The 23337-nt window shown below is 34.2% G+C and carries 18 protein-coding genes and 1 pseudogene; 8 read left to right on the top strand and 11 right to left on the bottom strand.

The features are described 5' to 3' along the window. Window positions 1-247: 247 nt before the first annotated feature. The 6 genes from ihfB to ptrA all read right to left on the bottom strand — a co-directional run bounded on the left by ihfB (window position 248) and on the right by ptrA (window position 8286). Window positions 248-538 (bottom strand): integration host factor subunit beta, encoded by a 291-nt coding sequence (ihfB, locus tag H3S73_RS12690; protein ID WP_025315113.1) that lies wholly within the window; start codon window positions 536-538, stop codon window positions 248-250. Window positions 539-638: 100 nt separating this feature from the next. Next, window positions 639-2321 carry a 30S ribosomal protein S1 gene (gene rpsA / locus H3S73_RS12695; protein ID WP_086326142.1) on the bottom strand — a complete coding sequence of 561 codons (1683 nt, stop codon included), beginning with the start codon at window positions 2319-2321 and terminating at the stop codon, window positions 639-641. 112 nt (window positions 2322-2433) lie between these two features. Then, complete coding sequence (gene cmk, locus H3S73_RS12700; protein ID WP_198236849.1) at window positions 2434-3114, bottom strand: (d)CMP kinase; 681 nt, start codon at window positions 3112-3114, stop codon at window positions 2434-2436. A 1-nt stretch (window position 3115) separates the two neighbouring features. Beyond that, window positions 3116-4396, bottom strand: a complete 1281-nt coding sequence (gene aroA / locus H3S73_RS12705) for a 3-phosphoshikimate 1-carboxyvinyltransferase (RefSeq protein ID WP_198236850.1) — start codon at window positions 4394-4396, stop codon at window positions 3116-3118. 29 nt (window positions 4397-4425) lie between these two features. After that, a complete protein-coding gene (locus H3S73_RS12710) occupies window positions 4426-5298 on the bottom strand; it encodes a helix-turn-helix transcriptional regulator (protein ID WP_198236851.1) in 873 nt (290 codons plus the stop codon). Between the two features lie 114 nt (window positions 5299-5412). Beyond that, window positions 5413-8286 carry a pitrilysin gene (gene ptrA / locus H3S73_RS12715; RefSeq protein ID WP_198236852.1) on the bottom strand — a complete coding sequence of 958 codons (2874 nt, stop codon included), beginning with the start codon at window positions 8284-8286 and terminating at the stop codon, window positions 5413-5415. 489 nt (window positions 8287-8775) lie between these two features. On the opposite strand from ptrA, the gene H3S73_RS12720 reads away from it, so the two are divergent. Genes H3S73_RS12720 through H3S73_RS12735 form a run of 4 tightly spaced genes read left to right on the top strand, consistent with a single transcriptional unit; the run spans window position 8776 to window position 13610 of the window. Further along, on the top strand, window positions 8776-9966 hold the full coding sequence (locus H3S73_RS12720) for a YaiO family outer membrane beta-barrel protein (RefSeq protein ID WP_198236853.1): 1191 nt from the start codon (window positions 8776-8778) through the stop codon (window positions 9964-9966). Then, window positions 9954-10895 carry a hypothetical protein gene (locus H3S73_RS12725; protein ID WP_198236854.1) on the top strand — a complete coding sequence of 314 codons (942 nt, stop codon included), beginning with the start codon at window positions 9954-9956 and terminating at the stop codon, window positions 10893-10895. The genes H3S73_RS12720 and H3S73_RS12725 overlap by 13 nt, the downstream gene beginning before the upstream one ends. After that, entirely contained in the window at window positions 10892-12319 is a 1428-nt protein-coding gene (locus H3S73_RS12730) for a glycosyltransferase (RefSeq protein ID WP_198236855.1), read from the top strand. Before H3S73_RS12725 ends, H3S73_RS12730 begins: the two co-directional genes overlap by 4 nt. After that, window positions 12309-13610, top strand: coding sequence for a hypothetical protein (locus tag H3S73_RS12735; protein ID WP_198236856.1), 1302 nt, complete (start codon window positions 12309-12311; stop codon window positions 13608-13610). Before H3S73_RS12730 ends, H3S73_RS12735 begins: the two co-directional genes overlap by 11 nt. Before the next feature lie 83 nt (window positions 13611-13693). Here the strand turns inward: H3S73_RS12735 and prfC are convergent, their stop codons facing one another. After that, the gene (gene prfC / locus H3S73_RS12740) at window positions 13694-15286 is read right to left on the bottom strand and encodes a peptide chain release factor 3 (protein WP_086308798.1); all 1593 of its coding nucleotides are present in this window, start codon (window positions 15284-15286) and stop codon (window positions 13694-13696) included. A 206-nt stretch (window positions 15287-15492) separates the two neighbouring features. Between prfC and ilvY the strand changes: the two genes are divergently transcribed. Both ilvY and H3S73_RS12750 read left to right on the top strand, forming a co-directional pair. Continuing rightward, window positions 15493-16407 carry an HTH-type transcriptional activator IlvY gene (ilvY, locus tag H3S73_RS12745; RefSeq protein ID WP_198236857.1) on the top strand — a complete coding sequence of 305 codons (915 nt, stop codon included), beginning with the start codon at window positions 15493-15495 and terminating at the stop codon, window positions 16405-16407. 110 nt (window positions 16408-16517) lie between these two features. Beyond that, complete coding sequence (locus H3S73_RS12750; protein ID WP_198236858.1) at window positions 16518-18605, top strand: 3-hydroxybutyrate oligomer hydrolase family protein; 2088 nt, start codon at window positions 16518-16520, stop codon at window positions 18603-18605. Between the two features lie 69 nt (window positions 18606-18674). Here H3S73_RS12750 and H3S73_RS12755 read toward each other — a convergent pair whose 3' ends face one another. From H3S73_RS12755 to fsa, 3 genes are all read right to left on the bottom strand, one after another. Next, window positions 18675-19262, bottom strand: a complete 588-nt coding sequence (locus H3S73_RS12755; protein WP_198236859.1) for an ACP phosphodiesterase — start codon at window positions 19260-19262, stop codon at window positions 18675-18677. Window positions 19263-19280: 18 nt separating this feature from the next. Further along, window positions 19281-20078, bottom strand: coding sequence for a siderophore-interacting protein (locus tag H3S73_RS12760; RefSeq protein ID WP_198236860.1), 798 nt, complete (start codon window positions 20076-20078; stop codon window positions 19281-19283). A gap of 195 nt (window positions 20079-20273) precedes the next feature. Then, a complete protein-coding gene (gene fsa, locus H3S73_RS12765) occupies window positions 20274-20936 on the bottom strand; it encodes a fructose-6-phosphate aldolase (protein ID WP_086327077.1) in 663 nt (220 codons plus the stop codon). A 516-nt stretch (window positions 20937-21452) separates the two neighbouring features. On the opposite strand from fsa, the gene H3S73_RS12770 reads away from it, so the two are divergent. Then, a complete protein-coding gene (locus tag H3S73_RS12770; RefSeq protein ID WP_198228719.1) occupies window positions 21453-22319 on the top strand; it encodes a helix-turn-helix transcriptional regulator in 867 nt (288 codons plus the stop codon). A 17-nt stretch (window positions 22320-22336) separates the two neighbouring features. On the opposite strand, the gene H3S73_RS12775 is transcribed toward H3S73_RS12770, so the two are convergent. Beyond that, window positions 22337-22573 (bottom strand): hypothetical protein, encoded by a 237-nt coding sequence (locus tag H3S73_RS12775; RefSeq protein WP_198236861.1) that lies wholly within the window; start codon window positions 22571-22573, stop codon window positions 22337-22339. A 266-nt stretch (window positions 22574-22839) separates the two neighbouring features. Between H3S73_RS12775 and H3S73_RS14085 the strand changes: the two are divergent. Further along, window positions 22840-23055: pseudogene (locus H3S73_RS14085) on the top strand (DUF4865 family protein); the annotation flags it as partial. Window positions 23056-23337 lie beyond the last annotated feature (282 nt).

A 23337-nucleotide genomic window follows, 5' to 3' on the forward strand; every position in this document is an offset into this window, starting at 1 on the left:
TTAGCTTCCAATTTATTAATAAGGTGAGAATAATTTTAGGATAATAAGTTTATTTGATAGTTTATTGTGGAATATTGTTATTTATCAGAGCAACAGTGACGTTGACTTGATAAACCAGCGAATTGCAATCTTAAGAAAAGATTTTTAGTAGTAAGGTAAGTAAATTATTGATGCCAAGATTAAATCGCAGTGAAATAAAAAGCCTTTGATCGAAATCAAAGGCTTTATGAATGATAATATTTAAATATTATGCTTTAGCAGCATTATTTACTCTTTCACGTAACTCTTTACCTGGTTTAAAGTGTGGAATATATTTGTGTTTAACTTCAACATTACCACCAGTTCTAGGATTTCTTGCTTTACGTGGGGCTCGGTAATTCAAACTGAAACTACCAAAACCTCGAATTTCAACACGATCATTACTTTCCATAGCCAACGCGATCTGTTCGATAATATCTCTCACAGCATCATCAACTAGCTGCACGGGAAGGTGTGCCCGCCAGTTGGCTATTTTTTCTGCTAAATCTGATCTGTTCATGGTCACTCCTAATTAATTTTTGCGCGGCATAAAATCAATTCATTTTATACTACAAAAGAAAAAGAGGGCAAGCCCTCTTTACTCTTTACATAAACATTTTTTACTCAGTTTTTGATGCTGCTTTAAATGCTTCCGCCATTGCGTTAGTAAATGATGCATCTTCTTGAGTAGTTGTGTTATTTACCGCTGCAAGTGCTTCTTTTTCGTCAGCTTCATCTTTAGCACGAATTGATAACGAAATAGCACGAGTTTTACGATCGATATTAACAATCTTAGCTTCAACTTCATCACCAGCTTTTAATGCAGTAGTAGCATCTTCGATACGTTCACGAGAGATATCTTGTGCTTTTAAGTAGCCTTCAATACCTTCTGCGATTTCGATAGTTGCACCTTTAGCATCAACTGCAGTAACAGTACCTTTAACGATTGTGCCTTTTTTGTAGTTAGCTGCAAAGCTACTGAATGGATCGTCTTCAAGTTGTTTAATACCTAAAGAGATACGTTCACGTTCTGCGTCAACTTGTAACACAACCGCTTCGATATCATCACCTTTCTTGTAAGATTTAACTGCTTCTTCGCCAGGCATATTCCAAGAAATATCTGAAAGATGAACTAAACCATCAATACCGCCATCTAAACCGATGAAGATACCGAAATCAGTGATTGATTTGATCTTACCGCTAACTTTATCACCTTTATTGTGTGACTCAGCAAATTGTAACCATGGATTTGGTTTACATTGTTTAAGACCTAGAGAGATACGACGACGTTCTTCATCAATTTCAAGAACAACAACTTCAACCACGTCACCTAAGCTAACAACTTTAGATGGGTGAATGTTTTTGTTTGTCCAATCCATTTCAGAAACGTGTACTAACCCTTCAACACCAGTTTCGATTTCAACAAAACAACCGTAATCAGTTAAGTTAGTTACTTTACCAGTTACTTTAGTACCTTCTGGATAACGTTTAGCAATTGATACCCATGGATCTTCGCCTAATTGTTTTAAGCCTAGAGATACACGTGAACGATCTTTGTCAAATTTAAGTACTTTAACAAGTAATTCTTGACCCACTTCAACCACTTCGCTTGGATGTTTAACACGTTTCCAAGCCATATCAGTGATATGAAGTAAACCATCAACACCACCAAGATCAACGAATGCACCATAGTCAGTAAGGTTTTTGATAATACCTTTAACTTCTGAACCTTCTTGTAGATTTTCAAGAAGTTGTTCTCTTTCTGCACTGTTTTCAGATTCAATAACAGCACGACGTGAAACAACTACGTTGTTACGTTTTTGGTCTAATTTGATAACTTTTAATTCGATTTCTCTGTTTTCAATATGAGAAGTATCGCGTAATGGACGAACATCAACAAGCGAACCTGGTAGGAACGCGCGAACGCCATTAAGATCAACCGTAAAGCCACCTTTAACTTTACCATTGATAACACCTAAAACTGTTGCAGCATCTTCAACTGCTTTTTCTAGTGTTAGCCACGCTTCGTGACGTTTAGCTTTTTCACGAGATAAGATTGTTTCGCCAAAGCCATCTTCAATTGAGTCAAGAACGACATCAACTACGTCGCCAACTTGAACTTCTAATTCGCCTTGGGCATTTTTAAACTGCTCTACTGGAATGGCTGATTCAGATTTTAAACCAGCATCAACTAAAACAACATCTTTGTCGATTGCAACGACAGTACCACGGATCATATTACCAGAACGAGTGTCTAGTTGATTTAAAGACTCTTCAAAGAGTTGAGCAAAAGATTCAGTCATATTTATATACTTTAAGTTAAAATTAACGTCCACATTACATCATGTCTTGTGGGGTTGTTGGTGATACTCCATACATCCTTATATTGGAGCGAGTTCCACGCTGTAAGCAAACTTACAACGCAAGTTCTTTATTTATATACTTAATAGATTGATTGAAAACATCTTGAATAGATAGGGATGTGGTATCAATTATTAAAGCATCATTCGCAGGTTTAAGTGGCGCAACAGTTCGATTTCGATCGCGCTCATCACGCGCAGTTATCTCCTGCAAAATTTCGGCGAATTTAACATGATTTTGCTTATCTTGCAACTGTTTCATTCTTCTTTCTGCGCGGGACTCTGCACTCGCATCCAGAAATATCTTAACTGGCGCATCTTTAAACACTATAGTACCCATATCTCGACCGTCAGCGATCAGTCCCGGTGCTTGTCTAAAGTCTCGTTGGCGTTGTAATAAAGCAGTTCGAACACTATTTATTGCAGCAACTTTTGAGGCAGCGCCCCCTGTAAGTTCTGTGCGAATATCTTTTGACACATCAATATTGTTTAACAAAACTTTTACTTCAATGCCAGTCGTATCAAATGTCAATGGTAAATTAAGCGCTAATTGGGCAAGCTTTTGTTCGTCATCAAGAGCAATATTTTGCTTGAGCGCCGAAAGCGCAAGTACACGATAAATTGCTCCAGAATCCAAAAGATGCCATTTAAAATGATTTGCCAATGCTTGACATAATGTGCCCTTACCAACACCACTTGGCCCATCAACTGCAATAACAGGAACAGATTCATTCATTTTATTCTACACTTAATCGTTTAAATTGTTCAAAATAATCAGGAAAAGTTTTCATTGTACATTTAGGATCTAATATGGTTACTGGCGTATCAGATAATGCAACTAATGAAAAACACATTGCAATGCGGTGATCGTTATAAGTTTTTATCTCAGCATGAGTTAATTTAGCAGGTGGTTCGATAGTAATATAATCTTTACCCTCTTCAACCGTAGCACCAACTTTTCTTAATTCAGTTGCCATCGCATATAAACGATCGGTTTCTTTAACTCGCCAATTATAAATATTGCGAATTGTTGTTGGTCCTTTCGCAAACAGTGCCGTTGTTGCAATAGTCATTGCTGCATCAGGAATATGATTCATATCCATATCAATACCATTTAACTCACAACGAGTACATTCAATATAGTCATCAGCCCAAGTGATTTTAGCGCCCATTTTTTCAAGTACATGGGCAAATTGAGTATCGCCTTGTAAACTCTTTTTACCAATACCTGTAACACGCACCGTACCGCCTTTAATTGCAGCAGCGGCTAAAAAATAAGAAGCGGACGAAGCATCGCCTTCAACTAAATAATTAACTGGAGATTGATAACTTTGGTTAGCTTTAATTGTAAATTTTTGATAATGATGATTGGTCACTGTGACACCAAAAATTGCCATCATCTTAATCGTAATATCAATATAAGGCTTAGAAACTAAATCTCCAACTATTGTGATTTCAGTATCATTTGGCGCCAATGGTGAAGCCATTAATAAAGCGGTTAAAAATTGGCTAGAAACCGAACCATCAACCTGAATATTACCGCCAGCAAAACCGCCTTGAATATGAAGTGGTGGATAACCTTCATTTTCAAGATAATCAATTTTAGCACCACCTTGACGGAGCGAATCAACTAAATGACCAATTGGACGCTCTTTCATGCGTGGCTCGCCCGTTAGTACAATATTATTATTGCCTAAAGATAAAGCCGCAGCGAGTGGTCGCATTGCTGTACCTGCATTCCCAAGAAAAAGTTCTAAGGCATGCGTCGAATGTAACATACCGCCTACACCTTCAACATCACAAATGGTTCGATCATGCGATAACTGATATTTCACCCCCAAAGCCGCCAAAGCATCAAGCATGTAGCGAACATCGTCACTATCAAGTAAGTTGGTTAAACGTGTATTCCCCTTACTTAGAGCGGATAATAGTAATGCACGATTAGACACACTTTTAGAACCGGGTAAATTAATGGTACCGTTAAATTTTTTTATTGGTTGTAATGTTAGGGATAGCATAATGGCTCTCTTAAATATTTTTGTATTCTTTAGAATTTATCTAGTGTTGTTTTTAGCAAATCAATTGCATGCTCATCTTTGGCACTATTTTGCCATAATTTATCAAATAAGGAACGATGATGTTTAATGGCATCATGCGAAGAAGTAATTGAAGCAATACCCGTCGTCACATTTGGCAATTCACCCAAACGAAAAGGACTCATTGCAAGTGAAATTGGCTCACCATTTTGATAAAAAATTTGAAAAGCAATTGATGGAATAGCTTCTTGGGTGATAGCAATGGTTGGCGCATAAGATTGTTGCTCAATAAGTTCAATCAAATGATAAACTTCTTTACGAGCAAGCAACATTCTTTCAGACTTTTTACCTGGCGAAATAGTTAAGTTGCCTACTAAGCCGATATGTAAAAAACGTTCAACATTACGTAAGCTAATTAAATTAATAACTTTAGGAATTGATTGGTGAAACTGTGTTTTACGGTGTCTTAAAATTGACAAAATCATTGCATATTTTTGCGGATCGATTGACTCGCTAGACTCTGCTAGCATCATAGCTAAATGGTTAAGATAATTCGGTGAAGTTAATAAAAATGAGAAAGGATCGAAATGAGAATAAATATGAGTTGATTGCTCTTCAAGCTGTCGCATTCTTTCAAAAAATCCTTCACCACTTGAATAATATTCAGTATCGATTCCAAGTAAACTCGCAAAAGAAGTATTGAGTAAAGAGGCCAACCGCTCTAAAGTTTCTATCTTAACAATTTCACCTTTCTCTAACCGATAGACAGCTGCTCGTGAAATTTTAAGATTTTTTGCAACATCTTCCGCTTTTAGCGAAGCAGCAATTCGATATGCGCGCAATCGCTGACCTATAGCACAATAATCAATCGTTCCAGTAATCATAATACACTCAAAACATTGGGATTTTGGCAGTGTATCACATGGTGATAACAATGCCAATTTTTGTGAATATCTTTCAGGCTTAACCCGTTTTTATGTTTATTTTTAAAACATAAATTAGTTTAAAAGAACTTTTTGTAAAGATGTTACATTTTTATATTCAGTAAATTCTGAAATGGCTTCGGGTTGTGTTGCATCAGCTTCGCGTTTACCTAAAACTTGTGACGCTAACACCAAGCCTTTTGGTTCCATAACTGAACGATGATAAAAATCAATAAGATCTTGCTTGGTGATTTTCTTCACTTGCTCAATTTTTTTTCTTAATGAATCAAACGTTAAACGGTTATTGCGATAATCAGGTAAATACCGGTTTAATTCTTCATCTAAAGTTTGCGGTGGCATAGTTAATTCATCAAGTACCGCTTTTTTATATTGATCAATATCATCTTTAGATAATGCATGCAATTTACTTGATATTACAGGATAAAATTCTTTATAACGTTTAAATAAATAAGCTGGATCATACTGGTTACTTTGCACAATAAAGCTCATTCCTATGGAATCACCTATTGTCATAGGAGCCGCAAATACCGCATAACCTAATTGTTCATTAGTACGTATTTGATCATAAAACCATGGGGATATGATTTTAGTCAAGGTATAACTCAACATCCCACTACTAATCCGATCATAGCCTGTTGGAATATAACCCATTATTAAAGCATTATCAGTACTTTTAGCTTGTTGAGTAATTTTGGCATCCAGTGAATTTTTGATATTAATATTTTCATTCGGTGTATATTCAACATCCTTTTCTAACGTTTTTTGGATTGAGTGATAAAGATCTAAAGAGTCCTCGTTAGATAAATTGCCCAAACTAATCATATATGGCACAGAACGAGAAAGTAAGTTATCACGATAATTGACAATATCTTCAATGGTAATATTGGCAGTAATTTGGCGTCGTTCATTTCGTTCATAATAATGAGGTAACACCGATAACGCATTGATTGGTTGGACAGCTAGCCAGTAACTTTTAGCATGATCGGCATTATCAAGTTTTTGTAGATACCAAGATTTTGCCAAAGCTAAAGTTTGTTCATCAATAGTTACATTTCGATAATTATCAAGAATTGATGTAACCATTTTTGGTAAATGTTGACTAAAACCACTTGCTGAGATCATTAAACCATTGTCACTTTGAGTGGATAACGAAATCCCCGCTACTGCAGCTTGAAATTGCAAATTACTTAAATTTCGGTTTGCAATATAGTCAAGTAACTCAAATTCGACATCTGCTTTAGCTGAGTTGAAAGCTTGATTGTTACGCAATGAAACCACAATTGCAGCTTTAGGCTCATTTTTAAAATATTGACTAACAAAATGGATATGATTACCACGTTTGCTAAGCTCGGTGGGTTGAGCTTGATCATAATTTTGTTTTGCTATCGAAAAATCATCGGGGATATAAGGATTCAATTCAGGTAAAGTAAAAGTAAAACTTTTACCCAATGTTGACCAGCTGGCTTTTTGTTCACTGGTGATATTTTCAATTTTGTAAGGAGCCTCGACAAAATAAGCAGTTTTATCAGTAGTTTGATCTGGTGAAATCACCCAAACTCGAATATTATCCGGCGTTAAACTTTTTAAGCGAGCAATTATTGCCGCTTTATCAAAATTAGTGGCAACATAATCGGAATTTAAAACGTTTTGCACTGGATATAACAACATTTGATCAGATAGCCATTCTACATAAGACATATCTCGTTCTACATCTTCATACTTAAATTGTAATGCTAAAACTTTTCTGAGTTCTTCATAATAGGCATCTGAAACACCTTGCTTTTGAATTAAATGTAAATAATTGAAAATAGCACCAATTACTTTATCTTTCTGAGCAAGACCTTCATCAGTTAAACTCACATTTATACTAAACGTACCACTATTACCGTAACGAATAGAATCATAAGTTGAACTTATACCTTCAATTAAACCTTGTTTTTTCAATTGATCTGATAAAGTATTTTGACTGCTATTGCTGATCAAATAATTGATATATTCATCCGTTTTATCGGCAAATTTAGCCAAATTATTTTCCATTGGAAATTGTAAAAACAGCATTTTTTTGGGCTGGGCCGGCACCATAGCAATTTGTTTACTGAGTACATTTGGCGTTAATGCGGATTTATCCACTTTTGGAGCAGTAATATTTTTGTTCGGGATTCTGCCAAAGGTTGTTTCTGCTAATTTTGCCAATTTATTGATAGGTTGATTACTATAAATCACCCCCACCATAATATTGGATGAATAATAATCTTTATGAAAAGCCACTAAAGCATCTTGAAGTTTACTCGTTGGTTTATCACTTAATGTTTCTAAGTTACCACCTGCAAATTGTGCTGCTGGATGATCAGAATTAATGGTTTCTGCATTAACTTGCCTTATTCTAAAACCATCGGTTGATCTCGCCATAGTCATTTCAGCATTAACCGCATTGCGTTCTTTATCTGCAAAATTAGAATCTAATTTAGGTTCCGCTATCGCATCGGCTAAATAATCTATCGCAGTATCTAACGCACTGTTTTCAACTTCAAAATAAAAAGCGGTGCGATGCGCAGCAGTACTGGCATTATAACTTCCTGCATGGCGGTTTAAAAATTCGGAGAAACTGGAGGGTTCAGGGTACTTTTTCGATCCCATCAGTACCATATGTTCAGTGTAATGAGCTAATCCTTGCTGATCTTTGGGATCTTGCAGTGAACCTACTGGTAATGCTAAAGATCCTAACGATTTTGCCGCTTTAGGATCGGAAACTAACAGTACGCGCATCTGATTTGCCAATTCAATTACCTCATATTGGCGATTATCGCGATCACTTTGTTGTATCTTTTCTAAAAGCACAGGGAAGGAAATTTTGTTTTCAATTGCAAAAGATGAATTAAAAATTAAAAATACTGATACTATAAAAAAAATAATTTTTATCTTATCCATATAATCTTCGCCTAACAAAAAAAACAACATTATAGTCTTTTTTTAATGAATTAGGGAGAAAAACACAATGTTTGAACGTTAAAGTTTCTTTACAAAAAATGACCAGTGATAAATATCTTTTGCATAAAAATTATACTATAATTCAATCACTACCGTTGAAGAAGCAGTCTTACAATTATACGGTCAGTTCAGTAACTTTATAAATTGTTTACAATTTTATGTCACAAAAATGATGCTATCTTATCAGTATCAAAGTCAATATCAGTACAAATTAACACAATTATGCAGTAGCTCCAATTGATTTAAAGTAGTTTAGATTTTTATCGAAAATGCATTGATTCAAAAAGGAAGGGAGTACTTCGTTCGACTATATTTCTAACACTCCCTATATTGATTCCGCCAGCATTATGGTCGGAATAGCAGCTTTGTGATTGGTAAATTAAGTACATAAAAAATACCAAACAAAAATATAATGGATTAAGGATTTATATGTTCTATAGAATCGTCTTAATTATTAGTATTTTAACTTATAGCTCCACCGCTATAGCCGACAACAACGATTTTGATAACGCTATTAAAGCCGATCGACTGCTTAAAGAGAGTATAGAGGCTAAAAAGTTTCAGAATTTTGAACTCGCATTGTCAAAACTGCAAATTGCAAATCAACTATCACCAACTAATTCTGATGTCTTGGTTCAGTTGGGGTTCAATTATTATGCATTAGGCAAATTAGACCAAGCCAAACAATCATTTCAAAAGGCTTTATCCATTTCACCTAACTATGTTGATGCACAATATGGTCTGGTAAGCGTTATTTTAGCGCAAAATCCTGATGACCTAGATGAAGCGGAAAAATTGCTAAATCAATATATAGAACAATCACCTAATGATGTTCAATTGTTAACAATTAGCAAAACCATCGAAGCCATAAAAAATTCTATTCATAATTGGGATTTTAATTTAGGAGGTACCCACAGCCATTTATCAAAGTCTTATGCCGATTGGAACGAAATGGAAATGGCTCTATCTTATAAATTATCTAAAACAGATACGATAACGGGATATTTTGCACAATCACACCGTTTTCATATGAACGATCAAAAATATGGGGGAACACTTTGGCACACTTTTAACGACAGAGCGTATGGTTATTTAACAGGATTTATCTCTTCCTCAAATAAATTATTTGCCAAATACACGCTAATTAATGGAATCGATTACACATTATTTAACTCAATAAATCAAAATATTAACTCTTTTCATGTTACTTTGGATATGAAGTTAGATCATTACGATGATGGGAACATTAAAAGTATCGATCCAGGTATAATCCAATATTTTTTTGGTGAACGACTGTCTTTATCAGGAAAATGGAATAATACCTTTGATCAAGATAATAAACATATGAGCGGTTTTTTACTTAAAATAACCGGTTCGCCTACCGAAAAACTACACTTATTTGCTGGTTATTCTAATTCTCAAGAAACATCGGATCGGTCAAGTAATTTTAGTCGTTCATTAATTAAGGTGTCTGCTCGTTTTGTTGGGTTTTCTTATGACATATCTGAAATCGTTGCCATAAATATCAACTATACGAACGAAGATCGTAAAGAAACAACCCATAACCGTAAGTTGTATAACAAAAATACTATAGGGTGCGGAATAAAATGGAAATTCTAATACGTTATATCAATATCTATAATGGTAGTTTTGTGCTGTTTGGTTTCATTGTAATAATCATAACCTCGATAATTTACTTTAAAAGAAGAAACCAACGGCGACACTTCAATAAATTAAAAGTAACCTTAATTACAGCCTACAACCAAAGCATTAAACAAAACAATAAAATTATTTTTAAAAATACCATCGATAAAACATTATCATCGGGCTCACTAGTACTGATTGTAGCTTTTTTTGCCAAAAAGCAACGCTATGAAGTGCAAGAATTTCTACCTTTTTTTGCAGAAGAAACATTCCAAACAAAATTACGTGCACTTTTACATAAAGGAACTGTTCAACAACGTGTTGACGCAGCTAATATGTTGTCTTATTACCCATGCCAAAAATCATTTATTGCTTTAGAAAAAGCCTGTTCAGACCCTAGGCAAGAAGTTGCTATCGCTGCTGCATTAAGTTTAGTAATCAGTAATCCCGATGTATCCTTAGTCGAACTCATTACTAAACTGTTCAATTCAATACCACAAAAAGGATTATTTTGTTTTTTACGTCTTATTCCATCGTATAACTTATTACAATTTGAATCACAAGTAATTGACGAAGAATCAAGTAATTTCAATAGTACGTTACTTACCATGTTAAGAGAAATTTCCAATAACTACATAACTCCTTATGTTATGTTTGCCAGAGAAGATCAACGAGATTACATGCAACAATTATTTGAAACTTTACTTGGTTTGCAATGTAAAGCATCAGGAATCATTCACAGTTGTTATATTTTAAATTTCATTAATGAACTTTGTTATCAAAATAGAATATGCAATATTCAAGAACTTATAACAAAAAATTTTAATTTTGATACTAAATTATTTGTTTATTGGGATGATATCAATAACGGTTTTTATAAAAATAAAGTGTGGGCAACATTATGAATAGTTATATATACAACTCTTTAGTTGTTTCAATGCAAGCAACCGTTTTTATTATTATGTTTATTGGTCTGTTACAAATTTTCATTTACTTTATACAACTTATCATAGCGTTATATGTGTTTTTTGATAATCCACATAAAGAAAGAAAAATACAAAGTATACAAAAAAATGACGGTATGTTACATCCAATTACAATTATTATGCCTGCTTATAATGAAAGTGTAACCATAATTGAAAGTATCAAGTCTATTCTTGCTACTGAATATCCTAATGCAGATGTGATAGTTGTCAATGATGGCTCAACTGATGACACTTTTGAGTTAATTAATCAATTTTTTAATTTAGAAAAAAGTTTACACAATCTCAATACTAATAATCCAAATCATCTTTCACATGCTCAAATAAAAGGGGTTTATGTTTCACGTAAAGATAACCGATTACGTGTTATCGATAAAGTGAATGGTGGCAAAGCTGATGCACATAACGCTGCAATTAATTTAAGTCGTTCACCGATTATTTGTCTTTTAGATGCTGATTCAATTTTAGCACCTAATGCTCTCACAAATGCTATGGTTCCTTTCATTGACGATCCAAAAACGATTGCAGTTGGCGGAACAGTACGCGTTGCCAATAGTTGTTTGATCAAAAATGGGGTAGTGAAAAAAATCAAGTTATCTAAAAAATACATTGTTCAATTACAAATTGTCGAATATATGCGTTCTTTTTTAATGGCAAAAGTTGCTTGGAATCATATTAGCGCGTTACCAATTATATCAGGAGCTTTTGGCTTGTTTCGTCGTGATTTTGCTATTCGCATTGGTGGATTTTCCGTTGGTTCGGTAGGTGAAGATTATGACTTTACAGTTAAATTACATAAATATATTTATGATTCAAAGGTTGATTATAAAATTAAATATGTCCCAACAGCCATTTGCTGGACACAGGTTCCTGAAAAATGGAGTGTTTTACGAAATCAACGTATTCGCTGGCATATTGGCGCATTACAAACATTTTTTCATTTCCAAAATTTAACTTTTGATATAAAATACCGCAGAATTAGTTTTTTAATTTTACCCTTTTCAATATTAACCGATATTATAGGGCCGTTGTCTGAATTTTTAGGTTACATATTACTACCGCTCTTTTGGTCTCTTGAGATTGTGAATGGTAATCTAGTCTTATCCTATTTTTTGCTAGTCATTTGTTACAATATATTAATTACTTCAGTAGCCATTGCTATAGATGGATTATTGCTAAAGGGACTTGATAAAGTAAAATATTTATTATCACTTTTTTTAATATCTTTGTTGGAAAATTTTGGTTATCGGCAAATTTGTTTGTTCTGGAAACTTAAAGGTTTTCTTCGATTGAAAAAAGGTAAAATATCTTGGGGAAAAATGGAGAGAGTCAAATTTGACAAATAATGTGATTACAATACGATTTATCCTATTACTTATACTAGCTTTTACTATAACTCCTTCTTTTGCTGTCGATCTTTTTTTATGTAAAACTCCAAACGGTACTTATAATGTGTTAGAGGAGCAATCAAATGAAGATTCATATCAGTATAAAAAAAAAGCATTTTCAAGTAAAACCCAAAACCTGATCTTTACCTCAATTTCCTCGGAAAAAGAACAAAATAACAATTTAATTTCATCTAGCTACGTTGACAACGATAAAGTTAAATCCACCACTGCGACTGAAATGGTTGCTTCGATACAAAATGATAATACTATCTCTGAGAATCAAATAATTACTACCCAACCTCCTGTCATTAATAATCAACAAGTTACAAAAAAATTGATTAATCTTGGAATGTGGAACTGGGAAACTCGTACTTGGGATACTTCTCCAGAACAATTTATAACAAAAATTAAGTCTAAAGGGATCAATCAGATATATCTACAATTAGCAATTGAAAATGAAACAATAAAATTTAAAGAACAGTTAAATCAACTCCTTGATATTGCCTATGAAAATCAGATAAAGATCTTTGCGGTAGAAGGTTCACCCGATATGGTCATAGGCTCAGGTTTAAAAAATGCCATTAGGCGCAATAAAATAATTAAACAGTTCTGTTCTATGCGTGAAGACAAACCTTGTCTTGCTGGTATTCAATATGATATCGAACCTTATGTGTTAAAAGAATACAATCAAGATGCTAATCATTTTTGGCAACTTTGGAATAATGCCATAGAAATGCTTAGTCAGTCATGGGGCGATAAAATTGATGTCGTTATCCCTTTTTGGTTACTCAATAAAGATATTGACGAACAAATTATAAAAAACATTGAATCCTTCTATATCTCAAAATATATTATTATGGCTTACCGTACTAATTACGAAGACATTTATAATATTAGCAAGGATTGGTTAACTTGGGGTGATCAAAACGAAAAAAAAATTATTATTGCGCTTGAAAATAGTCTACTTGATGAAGAAGTTCAGAGTTTTTACATTCCGATTATGACTAATGACGAGATAGAAAAATTCGGCTCCAATGATAACAATGTTATTTTACACCATAAAAATAACCCACGTGGCGATAATGATGTTTACAGTAACTCTTCACACTTATCAGCAAGAATAGGAAATAATGAAATTAGTTTTATGGGGGATGAAGAAAAGTTATTTGAAACGGTAAGTTTGTTGGAAAATGACTTAACTCAATGGCGTTTTTTTGACGGTATTGCCCTACATGGTCTTACTTTATAACTATAAATCCCTTTAAAACAAGGCAAAAGAGCTGACAAACCAGCTCTTTAATTATCAGCACAACACGTACTCATAAAAAATGATTAATGTTCACGTGTCTTTCTAAATTCAACATCGGGATATCGCTCTTGGGTTAAATTCAAATTCACCATACTTGGCGCAATATAAGATAGGTTATCACCGCCATCTAATGCTAAATTTTGCTCGCATTTGCGTTTGAACTCTTCAAGTTTTTTCACATCATTGCACTCAACCCAACGCGCTGTAGTGACATTAACTGGCTCATAAATTGCCTCGACGTTATATTCCGATTTCAATCGAGCCACCACCACATCAAACTGAAGTACCCCAACCGCTCCGACAATTAAATCGTTGTTGGTGATTGGGCGAAATACTTGTACAGCCCCCTCTTCTGACAACTGAACTAACCCTTTTAATAGCTGTTTTTGCTTAAGAGGATCTTTTAAACGAATGCGACGGAACAGTTCTGGTGCAAAGTTAGGAATACCTGTAAATTTAAAATCTTCACCTTGGGTAAAAGTATCACCAATTTGAATTGTGCCATGATTGTGTAAACCAATAATATCGCCAGCGTAAGCTTCTTCAACTTGCTCCCGATCGCCAGCCATAAAGGTTAATGCATCAGAAATATTTACATCTTTTGCCAAACGAACATGACGCAACTTCATCCCTTTTTCGTATTTACCCGAAACAATGCGCATAAATGCCACACGGTCACGATGTTTTGGATCCATATTGGCTTGGATTTTAAATACAAAGCCACTGAATTTCTCTTCTGATGATTCAACTTGACGTTTATCAGTTTGACGAGGTTGCGGAGTCGGAGCCCAAGCAGTTAAACCATCCAGCATATGATCAACGCCAAAATTGCCTAATGCAGTACCAAAAAACACTGGGGTTAAATCACCTGATAAGAACGCTTCTAAATCAAATTCATTTGATGCACCTTGCACTAATTCTAATTCTTCACGCAGTTGTTGTGCTAAATCATCTCCCACAGCAGCATCTAAATCAGGATTTGTTAGGCCTTTAATTATTCGCACTTCTTGAATGGTATGACCTTTGCCTGATTGATATAAGTACGTTTCGTCCTTAGCTAAATGATAAACACCTTTAAACAGCTTACCGCAACCAATTGGCCATGTGATAGGCGCACACATGATATTGAGCTCATTTTCAACTTCATCAAGCAACTCCATTGGATCACGAATATCACGGTCAAGTTTATTCATAAAGGTTAATATTGGCGTCGTACGCAAACGGGTAACTTCCATCAATTTGCGAGTACGATCTTCGACCCCTTTTGCCGCGTCAATAACCATCAAGCAACTATCTACTGCGGTTAAAGTACGGTAAGTATCTTCTGAGAAGTCTTCATGCCCAGGAGTATCGAGTAAGTTAACTAAACAATTGTTATAAGGAAACTGCATAACCGAAGTGGTGATCGAAATACCACGCTGTTTTTCCATCTCCATCCAGTCAGATTTTGCATGTTGGGCATTGGCACCACGACCTTTAACGGTACCCGCTGTTTGAATCGCCTGTCCAAATAATAGTACTTTTTCAGTAATGGTTGTTTTACCAGCATCGGGATGCGAGATGATAGCAAAAGTGCGACGTGCATTCACTTCATCTAAATAAGCTTGTTCTGTCATAAAATTAACTGTTTTAATCTATACAAAATAATCGCGTATTTTAACAGGTATCTAACTGTTTTGCCATTGAAGTTATAAACGATGCTATTTGCCTTATTTGTGTATCTATGCATAATGTTTACATTAAATATTGTTAGCTGTTATTTGTCTTTTTGACAAGAAATTTCAGATTACACTAACGTTTCAGTATAAAAATGGAACTTGTTATGAATATCCGTGATCTAAAGTTGTATTTACATTTATGTGAAACTTGTCATTTTGGAATGACAGCCGATGCCATGCACGTAAGTCCATCAACGTTATCCAGACAGATCCAACGTATGGAAGAGCATTTTGGCCATACTCTATTTATTCGAGATAATCGCCAAGTACAAATTACATCGGAAGGTGAAAAAGTAAAGCGCTTTGCTCAACAAGTTGTGAATCTACATCAACAAGTAAGACAAGATTTAGATCAATCAGATCAGCAATTAGTCGGTGAACTTACCCTTTTTTGCTCGGTTACCGCTGCTTATAGCCATCTACCCGAAATACTTGATAGATTCCGTATAAATTATCCTCAGATTGAAATTAAGCTCTCCACAGGCGATGCGGCCGATGCCGTTGAGAAAGTACAATCAAACCTTGCTGATTTAGCCATTGCCGGTAAACCTAAACAGTTACCAGCCAGCGTTGAATTCTTAAAATTTGGTGAAATTGAAATGGTACTATTAATACCAAAACTTAACAGTTCATTTAGTGATAAACTTCATCAAAAACAGCCTGATTGGCATAATATCCCTTTTATTTTACCTGAACATGGACCAAGTCGACACCGAATTGATCTTTGGTTTAAACAACAAAAAATAACCAGTCCAAAAATTTATGCCACTGTAGCTGGGCACGAAGCAATCGTATCTATGGTCGCATTAGGATGTGGCGTAGCATTGTTACCTAAAGTTGTAATGGAAAACAGTCCTGAAAGAATCAGAGAGCGAATAACCGAATGGTCAACCAATTTAATGGAACCCTTTGATGTAGGCATTTGCGTGCAAAAAAGACGATTGTCCGAAAGGATCATTGCGGCATTTTGGACACTTTGTGTTCTTAATCTACCCAATAATCAAAAAAATAAAATATAATATTTATTCATCAAGTTAAAAATTTAGATTATTTTGTTTAAAATAACCAAAATAATATCTTGATCGTTCTATCTAAAATAATTTGGTTGTTAAGAAAGGAAATACGTACAATGAGAATTAAAAATATAAAAATAAAAGCATTGGTATCGTTAATATGTTTTACCACCGCTATCATTCCTTTTGCAGTTCAAGCTAAAAGTGATTCAAGATTAAGTATATCTCGCGAAGAGATGAATCTCATCCAGTATCCAGCCGGAATAACAATAGAAAGTTCGATTTACTATAACGGTGATACCGATGACCTAGTAACAGCAGGTTTGGGATTCTCACCTTTATCAACACTCATGATTAAACCAACCATTGCTGACCCTGCCAAACCAACCCCACAAGAACTTAGACAACTAAAATTGAATCGTTTTATTGATATCAAGACAGGAGAAGGATCACTTTTTGGTTTTCAAAGAAAAAATCTTACACCGCTGTTTGATGGCAAAATAGCAGGTACTGAAATATTAGCAACCTTTAAAAATAACGATGAAAGTGTGGGGTTATTAGTACAAATTCCATTGGATTTTGATAAAAATAAACCATGTATTGTTGCAGTACCATCAACTGATTCTGATGGATTATTTAATGCATATGATGTACAAATTCGAGGACTATGGGGACTTCGTCATAACTGTGCAGTCGTTTATAATGATAAGGGTTTAGGGAATGGTATTTATGATATAACCAATCAACGTGGTTATGCGATCAATGGCAAGGTTCAAACAGACAATTTACTTTTTAAACCAAAAATAGAAAATAGAAAACGCTATGTAAAAAACTACCCTAATCGCTATGCAATAAAACAACTGCACTCAAAACAGAATTCTGAAGAGCGTTGGGGCGAATTTGTTTTAAAATCCATTGAGTTTGCTTTTTACCAAATCAACACTCAATTTTCTCCTACTAAAGAGGTTATATTTGATAAAGATAATACGTTAGTATTGGTTTATGGTGCAACTGATGGTGGAGGAGCCGCTCTAAAAGCTGGAGAGTTAGATAAAAATAATATAATAAAAGGGATTGTTGCAGTTAACCCACAAATCGCACCTTACTCTGAAACAATTCCTGTAACTGTAAAAGTCGGTGAAAAACCACTAGCAAAAATTGAATATCTTTCAATAGCGGAATATAGTACTTATGCATCACTATATATACCTTGCGCCGTTCCAGCGATTATTAGAAATAATAAAGATATCAATATACCTTTTGCTGATAATTATACTTATGCACAAAATCGTTGTAATGCATTAAAAAAGGCAAAATTATTAATTTATGGAACTCCAAAAGAAGCACTTGAAAAATTACGACAATATGGCTGGACTCAAGAAATGGAAAGGCAGCTCCCTTATTTTTATTTTAAAGAAACAATAGGTTTACCTTATCAATATATTAGTGCCTATGGCCATTATGACGTTACGGAAAAAATGTGTAATTATTCGGTCGCGAGCACTCAAAAAAATCCTGTACTTTATATGGGTAAAGTTGAACCTTTATCAGAGACAGATTTCCAGAAACTATGGGGATTGGCAAATGGACAACTACCGATATGGCTAGGAGATGAATCAACCATGTTGGCTCTCGTAAATAATAAAGACATCTATTCGCCAAGAAGAGATTTCTATTCAAGTTCCGATAATAAAGATCAAATTGACTATAACAGCAAAGGAGCAATTTGTTTATATAACAAATTAAAAGATCCTCGAGTTGAGTTAGGTATGAAACAAGTTATCGCTTCAGCCAATTTAAATGGAATTAAGACATTTATCATCCATGGTCGCAACAATGTAAAACAACTACCAGATTATACTTCCCGCGCTTATGTGGCCTTAAACAGTCAAGTAGAAGGTAACAATTCACAATTACGTTACATTGAGGTAAAAAATAGTAGTTATTTAGAAGGAAAACCTCCATTTGATAATTCGCTCGTCTCAATTGATTATTATGGTGAAGATGCGATGGAATGGTTATGGGCTAATTTGACCAATAATGCAACGTTACCAGAAAGCCAAGTCATTGATGCTAAGCCCCGTGCAGGAAAAATTGCATTTACACCCGATGCTACAGCCCAAAATTTAGTACCTATATTACAATCGCCTAACAGTAACAATATCATCAAGAAAGAAAATGGCGAACTGATTATTCCTAATTAATCATTAAGAAATCATCTTTAACTATCGGGTTAAGTTTCTAAACTGACTTAATACCGGTAGTTAAAATCTTTATAAAGTAAATTTGGACAAGAGCACTGCTGTGCGTATTTTAGGATATAAAACAGCAAATAATGCTTTTAACTCAGAATAATTTTGCCGAATATCGATGATGTTTTCTTTTAATAAAAAGAGTTTAGGTCTCCTTTTTGCCATACCATTTAATACCTTTTCAACAAAATCAATTGAGGCATAGTTTTCTAGCCACTCACCTTGCCACATAGCTTGCATAAAATTTTGATAATCAATAGGATATTGAGTAATAAAAGGTTGAATTTGCTGTTTGGTATATTGATTAAATTCGCTAACCGTTCCCATAACGCCAAAGGTCAACCACTGTTTTGATAAAAAGTGATCCCACACGATATCCAATGCAATTGACGCCACACGCCGATGTGTTTGGCGAAACAATAATTTCGCTTGTTTCACTTCTGGCAGATTATCGGTCATGCTATCGATTTTGCGATGTAGCATAATTCCATCAGCAATATCGTTAGGATAAGTTAAATAAGGATCACCTTTAACAAAATCCGCTACCGTATTGCCAATTAATGAACTACTAACTAGCGAAGCTAAATGTAGATGCGCTAAAATATTCATAAAATCAAGTATAACTGATTAGTCACGATGTTTAAACTCACCTTCAGCAAACCCCTCACGCCAATAGCTCGTAATATGAATCGCTTCTGGTGCGAGCTGAGTATATTTATCTTTCAGTGCTCGTCGTAATTGTTGAGCTAATGAACTTTCCATTCCGCCCCAAAACATAAGTTTATCTTGTTCGGCAAATTCAGTATTTATTACTACATCGACCAATTGATTAGGTTTTGTATTATCTTGAATTAACCAACTAACTTGCACATTTTCATTATCTGGTAGTGGCACAATATCTTTAGGATGATTAACCAGAATAAACGCATAAACTTTTTGTTTTTCAGGTAAATGTTCAAGCGTATAACAGATTGCTGGTGCAGCTGAAATATCCCCCATCAACACCAAACAATTATCGGTGAACGACAGTTTACCGGCAGAACCGACTAAACCAATCTGATCACCAACTTTAGCGTGTCTTGACCAAACTGTAGCCAACCCATTTTCATGAATCGCAAAATCAATAAACAACTGATTAGTCACACTATCAAATTCACGTACACTATAACTGCGCGCCAATTGACGAACTTTATCACTTACCACAATCTTATTATCTTCGTCTAGTTTAGGAAATAAAATTTCACCAGTAATAGGCTCAGGAAAAAGCAATTTAACATGAGGACAAACCCACGCAGAATCAACATCAAACGGTTTATTACTACTAAACTGCACACGTATAAAGCTCGGTGAAATCTTCTCAACTTTTAATACTGTCAATAGCGCATTAACAATAAGTTTTTTTGATTTTTGGGGTTTATCTATCATTAGTTAACTCCTTAAATTTTTTATGGATATTATTGCCTTTGGATGTTGGATTATCATACAGCAAAACATCAAAAAAAAACGCTATTTTTTAGTCCAAAAATAAAACTCACTTGTTCCATTTAAATTTAATGGAACAGATTTCACCGATGTAAATAAAAATATTACTTAACCTAAAAAATAGCCTAGAAGATAAAATTAATATTTTAATGAACCAAATGCGCTACACCAATCTTGATCAAACTTAGCTACTGCCGCATCGACTGCGGGGTCAGAGATAAATAATTCGGCCACATCAACTGGCAAGGTAATGGCTTTACAACCCGCTAACATACAATCTAATGCTTGTCTTGGCGTTCTAAAACTTGCTGCTAACACCACTGATTCAGGGCAATGCAAATCAAGCAATTTTTGTAATTCTAAAACCGTTTCTTTGCTGTTGCCACCTTGTGCATCAATACGATTCACATAGGGAGCTATATATTTTGCTCCAGCAAGTGCTGCCAAAAATCCCTGCCCAGCACCATAGACTGCTGTTCCTAACGTTGTAATTCCCTGTTGAGTTAACTCTTTAATAGCCATTAAACCTTGTGCATTAACGGGAATTTTAGTCACAATTGACGGTACGACCTCTCTAAGTTGTTCGGCTTCTTTAATCATCCCTTTTGCATCACTTGCCAGCACTTGTGCAAAGAGCAACTTATCGGGACCTAACACATTTTGCAGTTCATCTAACAACTCAAAAATGTTTTTACCTGACTTTGCCACAATACTTGGGTTGGTTGTTACCCCATTAATTGGCAACACGGGCGCTAAACGCTTAATTGCCGCAATATCGGCTGTATCTAAATATAGTTCCATATTGAACCCCCTAACTTGGATAATTAATCTTTATATAAAAAAAGTAGTACATAAATAATAGTTTGATAATAAAGAATATTTAAGCAAAAACCTAGAAGACGAATCTGTCATTTACTGGATTTTTGTATGCTGTAAATAAAAATGAGAGTCTGATCACATAATCAGAAAATAAGAGAGTTAATTACTATAGATATCAAAACAATGCTAAGTTTATATTTTTAAATGTCATTAATTGTAATGTTGTGTATATTTTCGATTAAATAGTGAAAACATTAACACTATAAAATAGAAATAAAACATGATAAATTGTGGTTTTATTTCATCTATAAAACTAATGGTAAAACAGCGATTGAATCAGGATAATTTTTCCATTATTAATCTAATAAATTGTTACTTTCCCCTACTATACACTTACTTTTTATTGCGCATCATGTGCTCAATCCAAATTATGCAGTTTAATCACTGGTTATATAAAAAATTTTGGCAAGTATAAATTAATTTAGTTGGAGCGTTTTTATGGATTTATCTATTGAACAAATACTGAGACAATTTACAAGCAAGATTAACAGTATCAATAAAATATATTTTGCCAATAATGCTCTACTCGCCCCTGTTCTTGCTTACCAAGTTAATTTTCCTCGTATAGAGATCATTATCAATGGTCAACAAGAAATATTATGGGCAAATGATAGAGGTGAACAAATCAGTAATACTCTGTATGCCAATGATATTCTCTATGTGACCTCTAATAGTTGGAATAAACCTTTGTGGCATAAACCTGTTACCATTTTGAGTATTTTATTTGGCAAACAACAAATTGGTCTAAGTTTATTACATTGGGATGGCACGCAGATAATTCCTAAAGGTCAACTCAATATTGCAAGACGTGGGCCTCGTATTGGTGCCTTTATTATTCAAGCAATTGCAGAACTTACTTGGCATAATCAACCGTCAGAACAAAATCAAACCGCTTATTTTCTTATTCATAGCTTGCTGAGTAGTACGCTTGATTTGCTCAACGCCGATATCGAAACCGCCTCAAAAACCACCAGTTTATTTGAAGCGATTCGCCAGTATATTGATACGCATTTTCGGGAAGATGTGACCCGCGACTTTTTAGCGAAAATGTTCTACATCTCTCCTAATTACTTATCACATCTTTTCCAACGTGAAGGAAAGATTGGACTGAATGAATATTTGAATCAAATCCGTTTAGAATATGCCAAATCATTACTTAAAAACTATGATTTAAATGTAAAAGAGATCGCCCATGCTTCAGGCTTTAAAGACAGTAACTATTTTTGTCGAATTTTTAGAAAAAAAACCGAACGTTCACCTAGCGAATACCGCCGACAATATCACAGTAAGTTATCTCAAAAATAATGCGATTTTAGTAAAAATTAAACGCCATTATGTTGATAACCATAATATTTAACAAAGTCGCAATGATTATTAATGGTTTTGAATTTATCTTTCATTAAAAAAATTGGCAACAATGCTATACCTTGTCCTTTCTCGACAAGATTTAATATTTGGCTTAAAGAATCAACCGTAATAAGATTTTCGGATGGATAATTTAAAGCAAGTGTTTTGGCTCTTAATGGGCAATGTTCATCATTATTGATAAATATTGGCAAAAGATCGGACACCACAACTGATTGACTTTGTAAAAAAGCAATCGGTAAATTTTCGGTTTTTGTTAAAAGATAATCAGGATGTTTAAATTTTTCAAAAGTAATTACTTCATCATAATAATGATGATGAATTGCATTAGATATATCACTGGTTCGTTTAATAATAATTTCTGTGGATTCTAGGCAATATTTTTTCGTTTCAATAACCAGAAACTGAAATAAAAGTTCCGAAATTAATAATGTAAGTTTACCTTTAAAAGTATGTATTAGAAGAACATCACGCTATACCTGTGCAAGCTAAACTGAAAAATTTTAGTTTCAAAACGACTAAACACCAAGGTCAGGTAGGCAATGTCGTCATCTATAATCCCGACAAATGGCAATATACTTCGTTTACTTTTTTCAAGGAAAAACCCGCTAGCCAACAAAAAAATATCTATCAAATTTTGTATCTAGCAAAAGGTATTGTACCAGGGATTTATTGAAAATTTTTTAGAGCTAATTTTATAGATTGATTTTGCCTTAAAGTATTTCAAAAATTTTTAGATTATATGCATTTTTAAATTTATAACTGCTATATCATGTAAAAAATATTCAGAAGTCTATATCATTTCATTGTAAATCCAATGGTTAAAATAAAAGATAGAAAGATGCCAAAAGTTTTACTTACGCATATATAAAAGGCTAATTTCAGCAAAAAAGAAACTAATGTGTGCTTTAAGCATTAAAAATGCTAGCTAACCCAATATTTAGGTTAGCTAGTTACT

Origin of the sequence: Gilliamella sp. B14384G12, from assembly GCF_016101825.1 — a bacterium.
In the GTDB taxonomy this organism is placed as follows: domain Bacteria; phylum Pseudomonadota; class Gammaproteobacteria; order Enterobacterales; family Orbaceae; genus Gilliamella; species Gilliamella apicola_N.